Here is a 16,737-nt window from a genome sequence, read left to right on the forward strand (position 1 = left end):
TTCGAGCGCGGCGGTGGAGTGCGTTTCACGCGTCAATCATTGTCAGTCAATGACACGGTGCCGCTCGCGGTGCCCAGCGTGTACGTCGTCCCCGCGGGGATCGTCAGCACGACGGTCTCCGTGGACTCCTTCACCGTGTCATCCAGCGGCGTCACCGTCACCGTCACCGATGACACGCCCGCGGACAACGTCAGTGGCGTGCTGATGGCCACGTAGTCCGTGCCCGACGTGGCCGTCCCCGCCACCGTGAGCGGGATGCTCAGGTCCATCGAGGGCGCGGGCACCGACGTCACCGTGAACATGCCGACGTTCGTCCCCGGCTCGGACGCCGAGCCGTCCGTCACCGAGAGCCGCAGCTCCGGCTTCTCGTCATCATAGAGATACACGGTGCTCGCCACGGTGGGCGTCAGTTGGTACGCCGCATCCGCCACCAGCGTCAGCGTCACCGTCTCACGGCCCTCGACCAGCGCGTCATCCACGGGCTGCACCGCCAACGTCGCGGACGCGGCGCCTGCTGGGATGACCACCGACGAGGGCAGCGCTTGATAGTCGCTCCCCGCCGTCGCCGTGCTGCTGACCGATACCAGCACCGTCAGCGGATCCTCCGTGGGCCCCGTGCGCGTCACGGTGAACACACCCGGGTCCGAGGGCTCCGCGGCCGTGGCGTCCGTCGCCGAGAGCGTGATGACCGGCATCTCGTCGTCCAGGAGGTACGCAGTGGCCGACGCGGAGGTGTGCACCTGATAGGCCGCGTCCTCCTGCAACGTCAGCACCGCCGTCTCGCGCCCCTCCACCAGCGCATCATCCAGCGGCGTCAACACCACCGGCGCGGACACCAGCCCCGCGCCAATCGTCACCGTGCCAGACGGGTCCACGTAGTCCGCCCCCACCGTGGCCGTTCCGCTCATCGCGTAGTGGACCGTCAGCGGCGCCGTGGTGGGACCCGTGCGCGTCACGGTGAACTTCGCCGTATCCGTGCCCGGCTCGGACGCCACCGAGTCCGCCATCGCCACCGTGACGACCGCTTGCTCATTGTCCAGCAGCGTGACGGTGCCGCTCGACACGGTGCCGACCTTGTACGTGGCGTCCGGCGACAGCGTCAGCACCACCGTCTCCTTGCCCTCCACCAGCGCATCGTCCACCGGCAGCACATCCACATTCACGGACGTCACTCCCGCGCCCAGCGTCACCGTGCCCGACAGCGGCGCGAAGTCCACGCCGTTCGCCGCCGTGCCCGTGAGCGTGTACCCCACCGTCAACACCTGCCCCGCCGCGCCCCCCGAGCGACCAATCAGGAACCGACCTGTGTCCGTGCCCGGCTCGGATGCAGTGGCATCGCTGACGCCCACGCTGACGGTGGGCGCCAGCACATTCACCGTCACCGTCGAGGACGCGGTCACCAGCCCCGTGCCGTCATACGCCTTCGCGACATAGCCATAGCTGCCCGCCACCAGCCCCTCCACCGTGAAGCGGTAGGGCTCGGTCATGGACTCCGCGATCTTCACGCCGCCCTGGTACAGCTCCACCTTCGCGATAGGGCCCTCCACGTCGGACGCCGCCACGTCGAGGGTCACCGTCCCCGGTGCCGGAATGGACACACCATTCACCGGCGACGTGATGCGAGCCGTGGGCGCGTCGTTGACCGGCGTCACGTTGAGCGTCACCACAGCCAGCGGCGAGTCCTCCGTCCAATCGTTCGCCAGGAACGTGAAGCTGTCCGAGCCGAAGAAGTTCGCCTCGGGCCGGTACAACGGGCTGGGCAACGGCCCCGACAGCGAGCCATGCGCGGGAGCATCCACTACCGTCAGCGAGAGCGGATCCCCATCCGCGTCGAACGCCGTGAGCGCCACGCCCTTCGTGCTGTCCTCCGTCAGCGTCAGGCTCTGGCTGGTGGCCAGCGGCTTCGCGTTGAGCACCACGTTGAACACCTGCGCCGTGCTGCCACCCACGCCATCCGAGACAACGACGCGCACCGAGTGCGGCCCCACGACGGCGGGAGAATAGCTGAACACAGACGTGCTCTCCGCCACGACCACGCCGTCCACGCTCCACGCATACGACAGGGCTTGTCCATCCGCATCCGAGGCATTCACTTGCAACGCCACGCTCCCGCCCGGTGCCAGCTTCACGCGCCCCACCGGGCTCGCGCTCGAGATGACCGGGCGGTGATTCGTGGGCGTAAAGTCCGCGTGCACGGAGCCCGTGCCCATGTCCACCGTCACGGGTGTGTCCGTACTGACCACCGCCGTTCCGCCCGTGGCGCTGTCCACCACCTTGAGAGACTTCACCACCGCCGGGTCACCCGTCGTCCGGTCATACAGCTTCACGTAGAAGCTCCGAGGCGCGAGCGAGGCCGGCACCCACTCCGTGAAGTCAAACACCAGCGGACCGTCCACCGCGGCGGTGGTGGAACCATTGAAGGACCGCGCCCCACCCGCATAGGTGAACGCCGTCGAGTTCCAGACCGACGGCACACCTGACGCCGGGTCCGACATACCCAGCGAGAACAGGAGTTGGTCTCGCTTCGCATGGTTCACCGTCAACTCGGCCACGTAGGTCGGCGTGTAACCGGGGCGAACGGCCAGGTGATAGACGACGTCGCTCTGGAACGCGGCCACGCGCCCCGTGGTGGGCCCACCCGAGACGGCGGACACCGAGCGCAGCGCATCATAAGCCAGCCACGTGAAGCCGCCCTCGTTCCAGCTGGTGCCCCATGAGTTGGCGATGCGCAGCGCGCCCTTCTCACCCGGATCCACCACGTTGTTCTTGTTGATGTCCGTCCAGATGTCGTCGTCGTAGCCGACGATGGTCATGGCGTGGGAGCCCACGAACCCGTTCAACCAATACGTCACCGACTTGCCCACGTAGGCATTGTCATCCGGCGTGGCCGGATCATCCTTGATGGCCATGCTCTGCCACGACGTGATGTACGTGCCATAGACCAGCACGTAGCCGTTGGTGAGCAGCTCCTTCACCTGCTGGAGCCCTGCCGGAGTGCTCGCCTGATAAATCACCTGCACCGGGTTCGTCCGGTACGACAAGGCCCCTCGCCACACGGCTGGGTCCAACGGCCACGCGGTGTAGTTGGAGTCATACGGGAGCGTGGCCCACGACGTCGCTCCCTGGTAGCGCAGCAGCGAGTACGCAGCGGAGAAGTAGCTGCCCGCGTCCTCGCCGTTGTTGATGAAGTTGTACGTCCACTTCGGTGAGAACAACCGGCTGTTGTCCACGCTGTGCTTCGCGTCCCAGCCATTCGCCAACGCGGTGTTGTGACTGAGTTGGTAGTACGTCGTGGCCCACGCCACGCACGAGCCGAGCGAGCCCTGGCTGCGAATGGGCGGAAAGAAATCCAACGCGCTGTTGTCGACGTGCGTCGGCAGCGCGCTCGCGGAGAACGCGGTGAGGGACTCGGGCGCCTTCGCGTCTCCCACCACCGTCTCCTGCCCCAACGCCGCAGTGGGCACCGCCAGCGCGCGGAGCCCGCGGGCCTGACGCTGCGCATTCACCCGCTCCCACGCCACGCGGTTGGGCAGGACCTGATGAATGGCCTGTCCCTCGGCTCGCAGCCGAGCGACTTCCTCGGCGTCCATGGGCTTCAGACCCGTCGCATGGGATTGCGCCTGAGCAGTGCCCACGCTCCACAGGAGCGCTCCACCGAGCAACACCGTCTGCAAACTTCTTTCTGGTGACACAGCCATCCTCCGCTGAGCCCGCTGTCCGCGGGGTCGAGAAGCGGCGCCCGAAAGGCAAGCTTCGGGCCATGGATGGAGTCAGGGCGGGGCGCGGCAATCGCTCTCACCCCGAGGTGCGGAAGCGAGGTCAGCGCTCCCCAGGTCGTGGGGAGCACTCCTCAAGCTTCACCGGCCAGCCGCCGGGCTCCACCGTGGACGTGGAGCCCGGGCCCTGCATCAGAGCGCGCCGGACGCGGCCGGCGTCTCCGGGGTGATGGCTTCGGGCTCTGACGTCTCCAGGTGAGCCAGCTCCTTCTCACCGCGGTCCACCGGGTTGCGGCCCGCGCGGCGGCCACGCACCCACAGCACCACGTCATCCAGCAACGAGTAGATGACCGGCGTGGCGAGCAGCGTGAGCAGCAGCGAGAGCGTCTGGCCACCCACCACGATGCCGGCCGTGGCGCGGTTGAAGCCGGCGCCAATGCCCTGCGACGTGACGAGCGGCACCATGCCGGCCACGAAGGCCACCGTCGTCATGAGGATGGGGCGCAGACGGTCGCGGTTGGCTTCGAGGATGGCCTCGGCGCGAGTCATGCCCTTGGCTCGCAAGTTGTTGGTGTGGTCCACCTGAAGAATGGAGTTCTTCTTCACCACGCCAAACAACACCAGCAGGCCGAGCGCGGACTGGAGGTTGAACGTCTGTCCCAGCATGAGCAGGGACAAGAGCGCGAAGGGCACCGTCAACGGCAGCGACACGAGGATGGTCAGCGGGTGCAGCCAGCTTTCGAACTGCGCCGCCAGGATGAGGTACATGAAGATGAAGGACAGGGCGAACGCCGTGACGAAGGAGACGGCGGTGCGTCCCATCTCGCGCGAGCGGCCCGTGGGCTGCGCCGCGTAGCCCGGCGGCAGGTTCTGCGCCTTGATGATCTTCTCCAGGCTCCCAGACACCACGCTCTCGCCCATGCCCGGCTGCACGTTGGAGGCGATGGTCACCTGGCGGCGGCGGTTGAGGCGGCTGATCTCCGACGGGCCCGTTCCCTCGCGCAGCTCCACCACGTCGCGCAGCGGCACCGTGCCCAGCTTGCTGGACGGCACCGTCATCAGGCTGATGGCCTCCACCCGGCTGCGGTCCGTCTCCTGCGCGCGGATGCGCACGTCGTAGTCCTCACCGCCGTCCTGGTACGTGGACACCTCCAGCCCACCGACCAACAGGCGCAAGGCATTGGAGATGTCGGAGACCTGCACGCCCAGGTCCGCCGCCTTGTCGCGCAGCACGTGCACCCGCACCTCGGGCTTGCCGAGCACCAGGCTGGAGTCCACGTCCACCGCGCCCGGCGCCTTGCGCAGCTCGGTCACCACGCGCTGGCTGTACTCGGCCAGCTTGTTCAGGTCCGGCCCGTTGAGGATGTACTGCACCGACTTGGACGACGAGCCCGAGTTGAACGCGCTCACGTCCGACACGTCGATGCGCAGCTCCTTGGGCTGCTTGGCCACGATGTCCCGGCGCGCGCGGGCCGCGAGCTGCTGCTGCGTCTGCACGCGGGCCGACGGCTCCACCAGTCGCACGTACACCTTGGCCACGTTGGGCGTGCGCTGCGCGTTGTCACCAATGGTGACCAGCGTGTGCTGCACGCCCGGCAGCCGGCGCGTCTCGCGGGCGATGCGCTCCGCGGTGACGAGCGTGGACTGGAGGCTGGTGCCCTCGGGAGCGCGGATGTTGATCTCGAAGTTGGCCTCGTCGTTGGGCGGCAGGAAGCTGGTGGGCACCGCCTTGAACAGGGGCACGCACGAGCCCAGCGCCGCCACGCACGCAATCACCACCACCCAGCGCTGGCGCATCACATAGCGCAGCATCACCATGTAGACGTTCTCGATGGGCTGGTAGAAGCGGTCCACCAACTTCTGGAGCACCGTCTTCTTCGCGTGGCCGCTCTCCGGCGCGGGGTCCAACCAGCGCGCCGCCAGCATGGGCGTGAGCGTGAAGGACACGAACAGCGACACGCCAATGGCAAACGCCATGGTGAGGCCGAAGCCCTTGAGGAAGCGGCCCACGATGCCGCTCATGAAGGCCACCGGCAGGAACACCGCCATGAGGCTCAGCGTGGTGGCGAGCACCGCGAGGCCAATGTCTCGCGTGGCGAGGATGGAGGCCGGGAAGGGCTTGAGCTTCTTCTCCTCGATGAACCGGACGATGTTCTCCAACACCACGATGGCGTCGTCGATGACGATGCCCACCGCCAACGCGAGCGCCAGCAGCGTGATGATGTTGAGCGTGAAGCCCTGAATCCACATCAGCGCGAACGTGCCGATGATGGAGATGGGGATGGCGAGCGCCGCGATGATGGTGGAGCGCACGTTGCCCAGGAACAGGAGCACCACGAGCGCGGAGAAGAGCGCGCCCAGCATCAGGTGTTCCTTCACCGCGCTCACCTGCGTCTGGATGGTGCCGGACGTGTCGCGCACCACCTCCAGCGTGTAGCCAGGGGGCAGCAGCTGCTCCACCTTCTTCAAGCGCTCGCGCACCGACTTCACCACCGCCACGGTGTTCTCACCGCTCTGCTTGCGCACGGACAGCACCACCGTGGGCTCGCCGTCCAGCCGCGCCGCGGTCTGCTCCTCCTCCTGGCCGTCCTCCACGCGCGCCACGTCCTGCACGCGCAAGGGGTGCCCCGCGACGTTGCGGATGACGATGCGGCCCAGTTGCTCCACGGACTCCACGCGGCCCTGCACGCGCAGGGTCAGGTCACGCGGGCCCGTCTGGATGGTGCCGCCCGGGGCCTCCAGGTTCTGGCTGGCCAGGGCGCGCTGCACGTCCGCCGCGGTGACGCCGTGCGAGCGCAGCGCCTCGGTGTCCAACCAGACGTTCACCTGCCGCTGCCGCCCACCGACGATGGCCAACTCACCCACGCCCGGGACGTTCTCAATCTCCCGCTTGATGCGCTTGTCGGCCAGCTCGGTGGCCTCGCGGATGCTGCCCGTCTTGGGGCTCTTGAGGGAGATGTAGAGGATGGGCGAGGCATCTGGATCCAGCTTCGTGATGATGGGCTGGTCAATGTCCTTGGGCAGGTTGGGCAGCGCGGTGGACACGTGGTCGCGCACGTCCTGCGCCGCCACGTCGATGCTCTTGTCCAACACGAAGGTGATGAACACCTGGCTCACGCCGTTGCTGGACGTGGAGCGCATCTCGTCGATGCCTGAGATGGTGTTGACCGCCTCTTCAATCTTCTCGGTGATTTCGGACTCGACGACTTCGGGCGACGCGCCGTCGAGCCGCGTGGTGACGGTGACGACCGGGAAGTCAATCTTGGGGAAGGCATCCACGCCCAGGTTGAAGTACCCGGCGATGCCCACGACGACGATGGCAATCATGAGCACCGACGCGAACACGGCGCGGCGCACGGCGAGATTGGCAAGCCATTGCATGGCGATTGCTCCTGGGTGAAGGCGAAGGGGCGCGCGCGGTCAGTTGACCGGCGTGCCGTCCTTCACCTGGGCTCCGGGTTGGTTGACCACGTGCTCGCCGTTCTTCAGCCCGTCGAGCACCGCCACCATGCCGTCGCGCTCTGGCCCGGTCTGCACCACGCGCTCCTCGATGTGCCCGTCCACCACCGTGAACAGCCGGTGCGTGGTGCCCTCGGTCACCAGCGACGTGCGCGGCACGGTGGGCAGCGGCTGCTCGGTGAGCTGAAGGTGCGCCGTGGCGAACATGCCCGGCCGCAGCTTGCGGTCCGTGTTGGGCACCACCGCCTCCACCACCAGGTCGCGCGTGTTCGCGCGCACGGACGGGCCGATGTACTTCACCGCCCCGGTGAAGACCTGCCCGGGGAAGGCCACCACGTCGAAGGCCACCTGTTGGCCATCCTGGAGCTGGCCCAGGTCCGCCTCGCCCACGGTGAGCTGTAGACGCAGGGGCTCCAGCTCCACCACGCTGGCGACCTTGGTGCTGGGCTGCACGTACTCGCCCACGCTCACGAAGCGCTCGCCCACCATGCCGGCGAAGGGCGCGCGGACGATGGAGTCATTGAGCGTCTTCTGGGCCAGGTCCGCCCGAGCGCGCGCCGCATCCGCGCTGCCGCTGGCGGCCTTGCACTGCGTGGAGATGCGGTCCCACTCGTCGCGGCTGATGGCGCCCTTGTCGAGCAGCTTCTGGTAGCGGTCGCACTGCGCCTGGGCCAGCTCCTGCTGGGCCTGGACGTTGCCCAGGTTGGCGCGCGCCTCGGCCTGGGTCAGCACGGCGCCGCGCGTGTCGAGTTGAACGAGCGGCGTGCCAGCCTTCACGAAGGCGCCGCGCTCGACGAAGGTCTTGATGACGATGCCGGTGGCGTTGGCGGCCACGTCCGACTGCTGGTTGGACACCAGCGAGCCGGTGAGCGCGAGCGCGCGCGGCATGGGACGGGACTCCACGGTGAGGGTGTCCACGTGGATGGCGGGAGGCGGCGGCGCGGCGGGCGGCTCGGCCTGCTGACGCGAGCAGGCGGTGAGGGACAGCACGGCGAGCACGCAGACCCGGGAGACAGGGGCGTTCATGTGATTCCTTTCAAAGAAGGGCATCGGAGGAGGGTTTCGAAGGGGGCTTCAGGAGCCGCTGGGAGCAGGGGGGGTGGAGAAGGGGTCCTGGCCCGCGGCCAGACGAAGCTGCAGACGGGCGTTGGCGAGCTCCGCGTCGGCCTGGATGCGGGACACCTCCGCGCTGAAGGCGTCGCGCTGGGCCTGGAGCAGGTCGAGCTGCGTGGTGGCGCCCACCTGGTAGCGGTCCAGCGCCAGTTCGGAGGCGTGGTTGCTCGCCTGGACCTGCGCGCGCGCCGAGCGGCTCTTGGCGATGTTCGCGTTCACCTGGCTCCACGCGCGGTGGATGGCGTCATGCGTGGCGCGGCGGGTGCGCTCCTCGCGCGCCTTGGCCACCGAGGCGGCCGCGTCCTGCACGCGGATGTTGGCGAAGGTCGTGTAGTCCAGCGCCCAGTTCAGGTTGAGGAGCGCCTGGTACTGCGCGCTGTGCCCGGAGAAGCCCGCCGCGTTGGTGAAGCGCTCGGTGACGCTGCCGGACAGCGTGGGCAGCAGCGTGAGCCGCTGGGCCCGCGCCTGCTTCTCGGCGGCCTCGGTGAGGGACAGCGAGGCGGCCAGCAGCGGCAGCTGGGCGTCCTGCGGGACGAAGGTCTCCAGCGACGGCTCCGTGTGCAGGTCATCCTGCACCGCCGCCGAGGCCAGGTTCTCCAACTCCGGCGTCAGGCCCGTGAGCGATTGGAGCGTGCGCGCCGACAGCGTCAGCCCCAGCTCCGCCGAGGCGAGCTGCTGCACCTGCCGCTCCACCTCCGCCTGGGCCCGGTCCACGTCCAGCGCGGCGGCCGTGCCCGCGCCGAAGCGGGCCTCGGTCAGCCGCAGGCTCTCGCGCGACACGTCCAGCGCGCGCCGCGAGGCATCCACCAGCGCGCCGTTGGCGACCAGTTGGTAGTACCCCTGCGTCACGTTGGCCTCCACCTGGAGGTGCGTGGCGCGCGTCTGGTGCTCGGCCGCCGTGGCGCCGGTGCGGGCCGCCCCGATGCGCTGGAAGCGGGCCAGGTCCACCAGCGGGACGTTCAACGTGAGGGTGCCGTCCAACTGGTTCAGCGGGGTTATCACCGCGTGCACGGGCGGCGCGTTCGGGTCCAGCTTGAGGTCCAGCTCCGTGGCGTACTGGTTGCGCGTGTAGGTGCCGCGCGCGGACAGCCCCGGCAGCGCGCCGCCCAGCACCGCGTCCGCCTGCGCCTGCTGCTGCGCCAGGCTGGCCCGAGCCTCCAGGTTGTCCGGACTGCCCTCGTGCGCGGCCCGCACGAAGGACTCCAGCGGCTGGAGCGCGAAGGCACTCCCAGACAAGGACAGCGTCGCGAGCGCGAACGCCCTGATAATTGAGTTCATACTCATTAACTCGACGTAGAGGAGATGCGTGAAGGAGGTGGGAAGGGAGGCGCTCAGCCTGGCGGGGCGGGGGAGCCCGGGGGGTGGGCTCCATTCATCAGCAGGTCGAGGAACTGGCGGACGAAGACGGGGGCGCTGCGCGTTCGGGCCTCGGCGCCGGGCAGGCGGAGAATCTGACCCATCACGTAGTTCATCACCCCGCCGATGAGGGCGTGGGCGAAGAGGGCGGGGTCCATGGGGCGCACGCGCCCGCGCTCCACCTCTCCTTGGATGTAGTCGGTGACGGCCTGGGAGACCTTGGAGCCGGGGTGCTCCCCCCGCTCGACAGCCACCGGGAGGCCGCTCGGCCCGGGGTTGGACCAGGCCATCATCATGTAGGGCACCCGCACCTTCAGGAACCCGATGAGCGCCACGCAGGCGTCATGGAGGTTGTCCACCACCGTGCCCTGGCCCACGCGCGACGGCAGCTCCACCACCTCCAGGGGCTCCTCCAGCTCCGGCTGGAGCGCGGCGCGGAACAGGCCCTCCTTGGTCTTGAAGCGGCGGAAGATGATGCCCTCGGACACCCGGGCCCGCTCGGCGACGGCGGCCGTGGTGGCCCTCACCCCCTGCGCGAGGAAGACCTCGCGGGCCGCCCCGAGGATGTCTTCGTCGCGGATGGAGGGTGGACGCGCCATGGTATTCCTGAGCGGGGACTCAATTTCCGCGCAAAGAGATAGCCCGGCACTCCCCCCGGCACAAGGGCGAGGCCTTCCCCGACACATTTCTTAATCCTGGCTTCACGCTCATCCGGGAAGTCACTTCACGCTTCTCAAGCAAGTATTGAACTTCCGTAAATACCTGCCAGTGGCCGGTCTTTCGCGTCCATCCGGATGACGGTGTAGATTCTCGGGTTCCGATGGCTGGGACGACGTTGCCGCTCGCGCTGGAGGGATTCCAGGGCCGGCAGTTGGGCAAGTATGAGGTGCTCTGCCGCCTGTCCACGGGCGGGATGGCGGAGATTTTCCTCGCGTCCCTGCGGGGCCTGGGTGGCTTCCGCAAGCTGGTGGTGCTCAAGCAAATCCTCCCGGACATCCGTGGCGAGGAGGAGTTCGTCCGGATGTTCCTGGACGAGGCGAAGGTCACCGGCGCCTTCAACCAGCCGCACATCGCGCAGGTCTACGACCTGGACGTGGCGGAGGGAGAGCTGTTCCTCGCCATGGAGTTCGTGCCGGGCGCCACGCTGGTGGAGGTGGCCCGCGCGGTGCGGGGCGTGAACGAGTCCATCCCCATGGGGTTCAGCCTCATGGCGGTGCGCGACACGGCGGTGGCGCTCCACTACGCCCACACCTTCACGGACCCGCTGGGTCACCCCTCGCCCGTCATCCACCGGGACATCGCCGAGAAGAACATCATGGTGACGTACGAGGGCGTCACCAAGCTGCTCGACTTCGGCATCGCCAAGAGCCTGGCGAGCGCCAGCCGCACCGCGGTGGGCATGGTGAAGGGCACCAGCGGCTACATGTCCCCCGAGCAGGTGCTGGGCGAGCCGCTCGACGCGCGCAGCGACCTGTTCAGCCTGGGCGTGGTGCTGCACGAGTGCCTCACCGGCATGCGGCTGTTCTACGCGAAGCAGGCCGACGCCATGCTCAACGCGGTGCTGCGCTGTGAGGTGACCGCGCCCTCTCGCATCAACCGCGCCGTGCCGCCCGAGCTGGACGCCATCGTCCTCAAGGCGCTGTCCAAGCGCCGGGAGGACCGCTACGCGACCACGCTCGAGTTCGCCCGCGCCTTGGAGCGCGCGGTGGGCCCGCTCATCTGGCACCCGGAGCAGAGCAGCGAGCTGATGCGGCGGCTGTTCGCGGACCGGCGCGAGCAGACCCGCCAGCTCCTCGCCAGCGGCACGCCCATCGAGGGGGGCGAGACCAGCGTGGTGCAGCGGCTCACCCAGGGCAGCGTGGAGAGCCCGGAGCCCGGCAGCACCTCGGGGCGCCCGCCCACGGCACGCCCCGCCGCCGCGACGAAGTCCGCGCCCCCGTCTCGCCCGCCCGCGCCTCGTCGGCCGACCGCCAGCGTGGACGCCGCGGCGCATCAGGCCGTGCTGTCCCCTCCCGGCAAGCGCGTGCGTCCCCCGGCGCAGCCCGTGGAGGCCCCGCCCCCACCCCAGCCCACGCCCGAGTCGCTGGCTCGCACGCAGCCCAACACCCCCGCCCTCTCCTCGGAGCAGCCCCAGCGGCCACCGGGCAACGGCGCGGGAGCCTCGGGCCATCGAGAGGGGGAGACGGTGTTCGCGCCTCGGCCCCGCGCGGCGACTCGCGAGGTCATCTCCGCCGAGCCTCCCCCACCGCCTCGCTCCTCGCGCTCCCTCACCTCGGACTCCGTGCGCGTGGCCGCGCCTCCCGAGCCGCGCAGCGATCACACCGCCGTGGTGCGGCTGCCCTCGTCACCGTCGGGAGAGCTGTCTGCCGAGTCGCCCTCGGGCTTGCGTCGCCCCGCGCCCAAGCGCCGGCCCACGACGCCCGTGGAGGCGGCGTCCGAGTCGAGCAGCGGCCGCATCACCGAGCCCATGCGGCCGCAGTCCCGCTACGCGGTCGAAGAGGCCGAGCAGGCACCTCCTCCCGCGACGAGCAGCCCGCGCAGTCACACCCACGCGCGCATCCAGGTCCCCCGTCCTCCCCCGCCGCGGCGCTCCCCCTGGCTCATCATGGGAGGCGTGGGGGTGGCCCTCCTCGTGCTGGGTGGCGTGGCCCTGGGAATGGGCGGGGATGCCAGCCACGAGGCCCCGCCCGAGGCGATCGCCCCCCCGACCTCTCGGGTCGCCCAGAAGCCCGCGCGCACGCCTGCTCCCGCCGACGACTCGGCCGCCCACCCCACGCCTCCGGATGCGCCGGTTCCCGAGACGCCCACCGCCGTGGCCGTGGTGGCCACCGCGGCCCAGGCCGCACCCGCGCAAGCCACCCCCACCGAGGCGCCTCCCGCCGCGGAGTCCGCCCCGGTTGAAGCGGCCCCCGCGGAGCCCGTCGCCGAGGCGGAGCCCCGGACCGCGAAGAAGCCCCGGAGCCCCGTCCGCCGAGCCAAGGCCCGGGACTCGGAGCCCGCCGCCGACCCGAACGCCCCCCCCGGGTTCCTGACGCTCGTCACCGAGCCCCCCGCCACGGTGTACCTGAGCGGGCGGGCCCTGGGAGAGACGCCGCTGTTCAAGCTGTCCCTGCCCGCTGGGAAGCACAGCCTGAAGCTGGTGAACGGCGGTGGCCGGCCGCTCAAGCTGGCGGTGGAGATCAAGTCCGGGGACACCACCGCGGTGCGCGTCCCCCTGGGCATGCTCGAGGCCCAATAGCCGGGCGCAATGGGCGGGCGCGCCGTCCGTAGGAAGGACATTCCAGGGCCACTGCCCTCCTTCCTACCCAGAGGTCTCCATGCTCACCGCCCGCGCCTCCCTCGTCGCCGCCATGCTCGCCTGCGCCTGTGCCCATGCCGAGGACCGGGCCAGACCCCAGGGCTCCTCCCGGGGCGACACGCGCGAGGTCTCCGACTTCCGGGGCGTGTCCATCAACAGCGGGATGCGGGCCGAGGTGAAGGTGGGCCCCAAGTCCGTGCGACTCGAGGGTGACCCGGAGACCGTGTCCCGCGTCCTCGTCGAGGTGAAGGACGGCATCCTGGAGGTGCGCGCCGAGCGCAACAGCCACTTCTTCTCCTCCGGGCTGCGCGGCAAGGTGCGCGTCTACATCAGCAGCCCCAAGGTCACGAGCCTGGAGGCCAACGGCGGCAGCAGCATCACCGCCGAGGCCACCTCCTCCAGCGAGTTCAAGGTGGAGGCCACGGGTGGCTCGGAGGTGGATGTGCGCGGCGTGGACACCGACGAGCTCAAGACCGAGGCCAGCGGCGGCTCCAACATGACGGTGCGCGGCCGGGCCACGGAGATGGACGCCGAGGCCAGCGGTGGCTCCGAGGTGCACGCCCGCGAGGTCCGCGGCATCTCCCGTCTGGAAGCGGAGCTCAGCGGCGGCTCCAGCCTGGAGGCGGACGCGCCCAAGCACGTCAAGGGCGAGGCCTCGGGCGGAAGCACGCTGTCGCTCACGGCGCGGCCGGAGCACTCGAAGTTCGAGACGAGCGGCGGCTCGCGCATGACCTACTGAGCCGCGCGGCCCGCCCCTGGTGAGCACCCCGGCGGCGGGCTCCAGGTTTGAATCACCTCCGCGCTCGCGCCGAGCACGCTCGAGCCCGGAGGCAACACGGGGGGGCACCCTTCGTGGAAGGTCGAGTCCGCCGCCCGCAGCAGGCTCCGCGCGTGCACCTCTCCCATCTTCTCGGGGAGTGAGTACACGAACGTTCCCGAGTAGGGACTCGCCACGCCGGGGACGGACCATCGCCACGTGACGCGCGTCGCGTCCGTGCTGCCGCCCACGACCCCGCTCATCCGCCCCGTGCGCTCCCAGCTTGCATCCTTCCACCACGTCACGGAGAAGTCCGAGGGGATGGGCACGCGCCACACGTCCGCGCGCACCTCCTCGCGCACTTCGTGGGACAGCACGAGCATCCACGTCAGCTCGCGCAGCCGCTCCACCTCCGTCAGGCCCGCCACCACGCGTACCTCCCCCGCCGCGCCTCGCACGAGGTACGTCGCGCCCGTGCCCAGGTGGAGCACCTCCATCCGCCCACGGCCGGATTCGTCGTCGCGTCCTCTCAGCACCAGCCACCCCTCGGTGGGCGTGCGCAGGTTCCCCAGGGGCAGCACGTCGCGGCGCGGCCACAGGTCCAGGAAGTCCGTCAGGCAGTAGCGCCAGGCCATGTAGCGAAGCGCGGCCGGCTTCGCGCGCGCCAGGCCCTCGCAGTCCGCCACGGTTCGCGGAATCCCTGGCTCGGGTAACGCGTCCGCTGCCCCGTGGTCCGCGCGCTCCCGCTCCGCTTCCTGCTTCCGCTCGCGAACAAAGGCCTCCTCGGCCCGGGCGCGCCACACCTCGGTCCGCGCGCCGCAGTCGCCGCTTCCGGCGGGACAGAGCAGCGCCGCGAGGGGATGCCTCGGGGCGCGCTCCGGCGTGAGCACCGGCTCGCGCAGGGCAGGAGGAATCACCGCCGTGTGCGGACCGGGCCGCCCCAGCTCCAGATAGGACTCCAGCCACGCGCGCCCACCGTCGCGCCACCAGGTCTTCAGCGCGAGCGCGGACACCTCGAGCACCGACTCGGCACTGCGCGAGCCGGTGCTCACGCCCGTCGCCGGCGCGTCCCACTCCAGCGGCCAGTCTCCCGCCCGCTCCTCCCGGGCCAGCGCGAAGCAGCCGAGGCGCATGAGCGACTTCATCTCCAGGCGCGCCTCCCGCGTGTCTCCGTCCTCGGGCAGCGCGTCCAGCCGGCTCGAGTACGCGGTGAGCGCGTCGTGGGCCTTGCGCCACGCGGAGGACTCGGGCGCGCAGGGCACCAGGGGGCTGCCAGCAGGAGGAGCCGCCGCCAGGAGGACTCCCAACGCGGTGGTGACGAGCAGGGGCGCGGACATGGGCCGGCCATGGCACCGCCCCAGCCCCGGGAGCGTCAAGCCTTCCCAACGTCCGGTTCACGCACCGGGCCTCGGCTGAATCCATACATGTGGGCGGGACGCCGGAGAGGACGAGGACACTCGGGCCCCGGGTCGCTATCCCCCCGGGACCCGAGCGGGCCCCCCACGTTGCAACGGAGCCGCCGCACACCGGACCTCCAAGGTCATCCGGGCGACTGCCGCACTCCTTCCACGTGAGAGCTGGAGCTGCGGGGGCATCTCCGAGCGACCTGCGCGTGGGCACCGTGGAACACGTTCACGTGAGCGAACGCTTCGCGGGGCGGAGAATATCGATACGGAGCCGGAGGACAAATGTCTCGTGTGGGCTTTTGCCCTTCGTCACAGGTCGGTCCTGGATTTCCACACACCGTGAGGCTCACCTGACCCAGGGCCTCTCCGACGCATGACGTAACAGGTCGGATGGCATGCGGGCGGGCAGCCGCCGGGACATTCCAGGAGGGGAAGCCACACCCGGGTGTGACTCCCCCTCCCAGCCTCTTCCGGGAAGCACGAGCGGGACTGGCTCTCATGCACCCGGACGAAGACGACGTCGTGGCGTTCCCCAGGACGCCGCGCGCGGGCGATCTTCCCGGGTGAAACCGACGGAAGTCGTTACTTCGACACGGGGACGCGGTCCACGCCCTGCCGCTCCAGCATCCAGGCCGGGTACTCGGGGGTGAGCTTGGAGACGGCATCCAGCTTCGCGAGCTGCTCGGCGGACAGCTTGAGCGTGGTGGCCGCGAGGTTGTCGTCGAGCTGGGCCTCCGTCTTCGCGCCGATGATGACGGTGGTGACGTGCTGCTGGTGCAGCAGCCACGCGAGGGCGACGCGGGCCACGGAGGTCTGATGCTCCTTGGCGACGCCATCCATCACGTCGATGACGTCGTAGGCGCGCTCGCGGTTGATGGGCGGGAAGTCGAAGGAGGCACGGCGCGCGCCCTCGGGCCCCTGGGCGCCGCGGCGGTACTTGCCCGAGAGGAAGCCACCAGCCAGCGGGCTCCACACCATGAGGCCCAGGCGCTGGTCGTTCATCAGCGGCACCAGCTCACGCTCCAGGTCGCGGCCGGCGATGGAGTAGTAGGCCTGGAGCGACTCGAAGCGGGACAGGTGCCGCGACTCGCTGATGCCCAGCGCCTTCATGAGCTGCCACGCGGCCAGGTTGGACGCGCCCAGGTAACGCACCTTGCCCTGACGGACCAGGTCGTCCAACGCGCGCAGCGTCTCGTCCAGCGGCGTGACCGCGTCGTACCCATGGATTTGGTACAGGTCGATGTAGTCGGTGCCCAGCCGCCTCAGGCTGTTGTGCACCGAGTCCATGATGTGCCCGCGCGACAGGCCAATGTCGTTGACGCCCGCGCTCATCCGGCCGCGCACCTTGGTGGCCAGCACCACCTGCGAGCGCTTCGCGCCCAGCGCCTTGCCAAGAATCGTCTCCGAGGCGCCGAACGAATAGATGTCCGCGGTGTCGAAGAAGTTGACGCCCGCGTCCAGGCACTTGCCCACAAGCTTGTTCGCCTCGTCCTGGCCCTGCTGGCCAATGGCCTGCCAGTAGCCCTCGCCGCCGAACGTCATGGCGCCGAAGCACAGCTCCGAAACGTACAGGCCGGTGCGGCCGAGCTGACGGTAGTTCATGTGGGGGTCACCCTCGGGAATCCTGCGATG

Annotated in this window: 9 protein-coding genes; 2 read left to right on the forward strand and 7 right to left on the reverse strand. The window is 69.8% G+C overall.

The genetic code is table 11. The features are described 5' to 3' along the window. Positions 1-32 precede the first annotated feature (32 nt). The 5 genes from KRR26_RS16375 to KRR26_RS16395 all read right to left on the reverse strand — a co-directional run bounded on the left by KRR26_RS16375 (position 33) and on the right by KRR26_RS16395 (position 10,243). A complete protein-coding gene (locus KRR26_RS16375; protein WP_217080270.1) occupies positions 33-3,665 on the reverse strand; it encodes a Calx-beta domain-containing protein in 3,633 nt (1,210 codons plus the stop codon). 243 nt (positions 3,666-3,908) lie between these two features. Beyond that, on the reverse strand, positions 3,909-7,097 hold the full coding sequence (locus KRR26_RS16380; protein WP_120206613.1) for an efflux RND transporter permease subunit: 3,189 nt from the start codon (positions 7,095-7,097) through the stop codon (positions 3,909-3,911). A 39-nt stretch (positions 7,098-7,136) separates the two neighbouring features. Further along, positions 7,137-8,201, reverse strand: coding sequence for an efflux RND transporter periplasmic adaptor subunit (locus KRR26_RS16385; RefSeq protein ID WP_158611486.1), 1,065 nt, complete (start codon positions 8,199-8,201; stop codon positions 7,137-7,139). 48 nt (positions 8,202-8,249) lie between these two features. Next, positions 8,250-9,566, reverse strand: coding sequence for a TolC family protein (locus KRR26_RS16390; protein ID WP_236068684.1), 1,317 nt, complete (start codon positions 9,564-9,566; stop codon positions 8,250-8,252). A gap of 53 nt (positions 9,567-9,619) precedes the next feature. Then, complete coding sequence (locus tag KRR26_RS16395; protein ID WP_217080272.1) at positions 9,620-10,243, reverse strand: TetR/AcrR family transcriptional regulator; 624 nt, start codon at positions 10,241-10,243, stop codon at positions 9,620-9,622. 221 nt (positions 10,244-10,464) lie between these two features. On the opposite strand from KRR26_RS16395, the gene KRR26_RS16400 reads away from it, so the two are divergent. Together KRR26_RS16400 and KRR26_RS16405 are read left to right on the forward strand one after the other, a co-directional pair. Next, on the forward strand, positions 10,465-12,882 hold the full coding sequence (locus tag KRR26_RS16400; protein WP_217080273.1) for a serine/threonine-protein kinase: 2,418 nt from the start codon (positions 10,465-10,467) through the stop codon (positions 12,880-12,882). A gap of 79 nt (positions 12,883-12,961) precedes the next feature. After that, positions 12,962-13,681: a head GIN domain-containing protein gene (locus KRR26_RS16405; protein ID WP_217080274.1), complete on the forward strand. Its 720-nt coding sequence runs from the start codon at positions 12,962-12,964 to the stop codon at positions 13,679-13,681. Here KRR26_RS16405 and KRR26_RS16410 read toward each other — a convergent pair. Both KRR26_RS16410 and KRR26_RS16415 read right to left on the reverse strand, forming a co-directional pair. After that, entirely contained in the window at positions 13,675-15,036 is a 1,362-nt protein-coding gene (locus tag KRR26_RS16410; RefSeq protein ID WP_217080275.1) for a hypothetical protein, read from the reverse strand. The two genes, KRR26_RS16405 and KRR26_RS16410, sit on opposite strands and share 7 nt — an antisense overlap. A gap of 651 nt (positions 15,037-15,687) precedes the next feature. Further along, a complete protein-coding gene (locus KRR26_RS16415) occupies positions 15,688-16,707 on the reverse strand; it encodes an aldo/keto reductase (protein WP_120206606.1) in 1,020 nt (339 codons plus the stop codon). Positions 16,708-16,737: the final 30 nt, after the last annotated feature.

The sequence above is a fragment of the Citreicoccus inhibens genome (assembly GCF_019039035.1).
Taxonomy (GTDB): domain Bacteria; phylum Myxococcota; class Myxococcia; order Myxococcales; family Myxococcaceae; genus Citreicoccus; species Citreicoccus inhibens.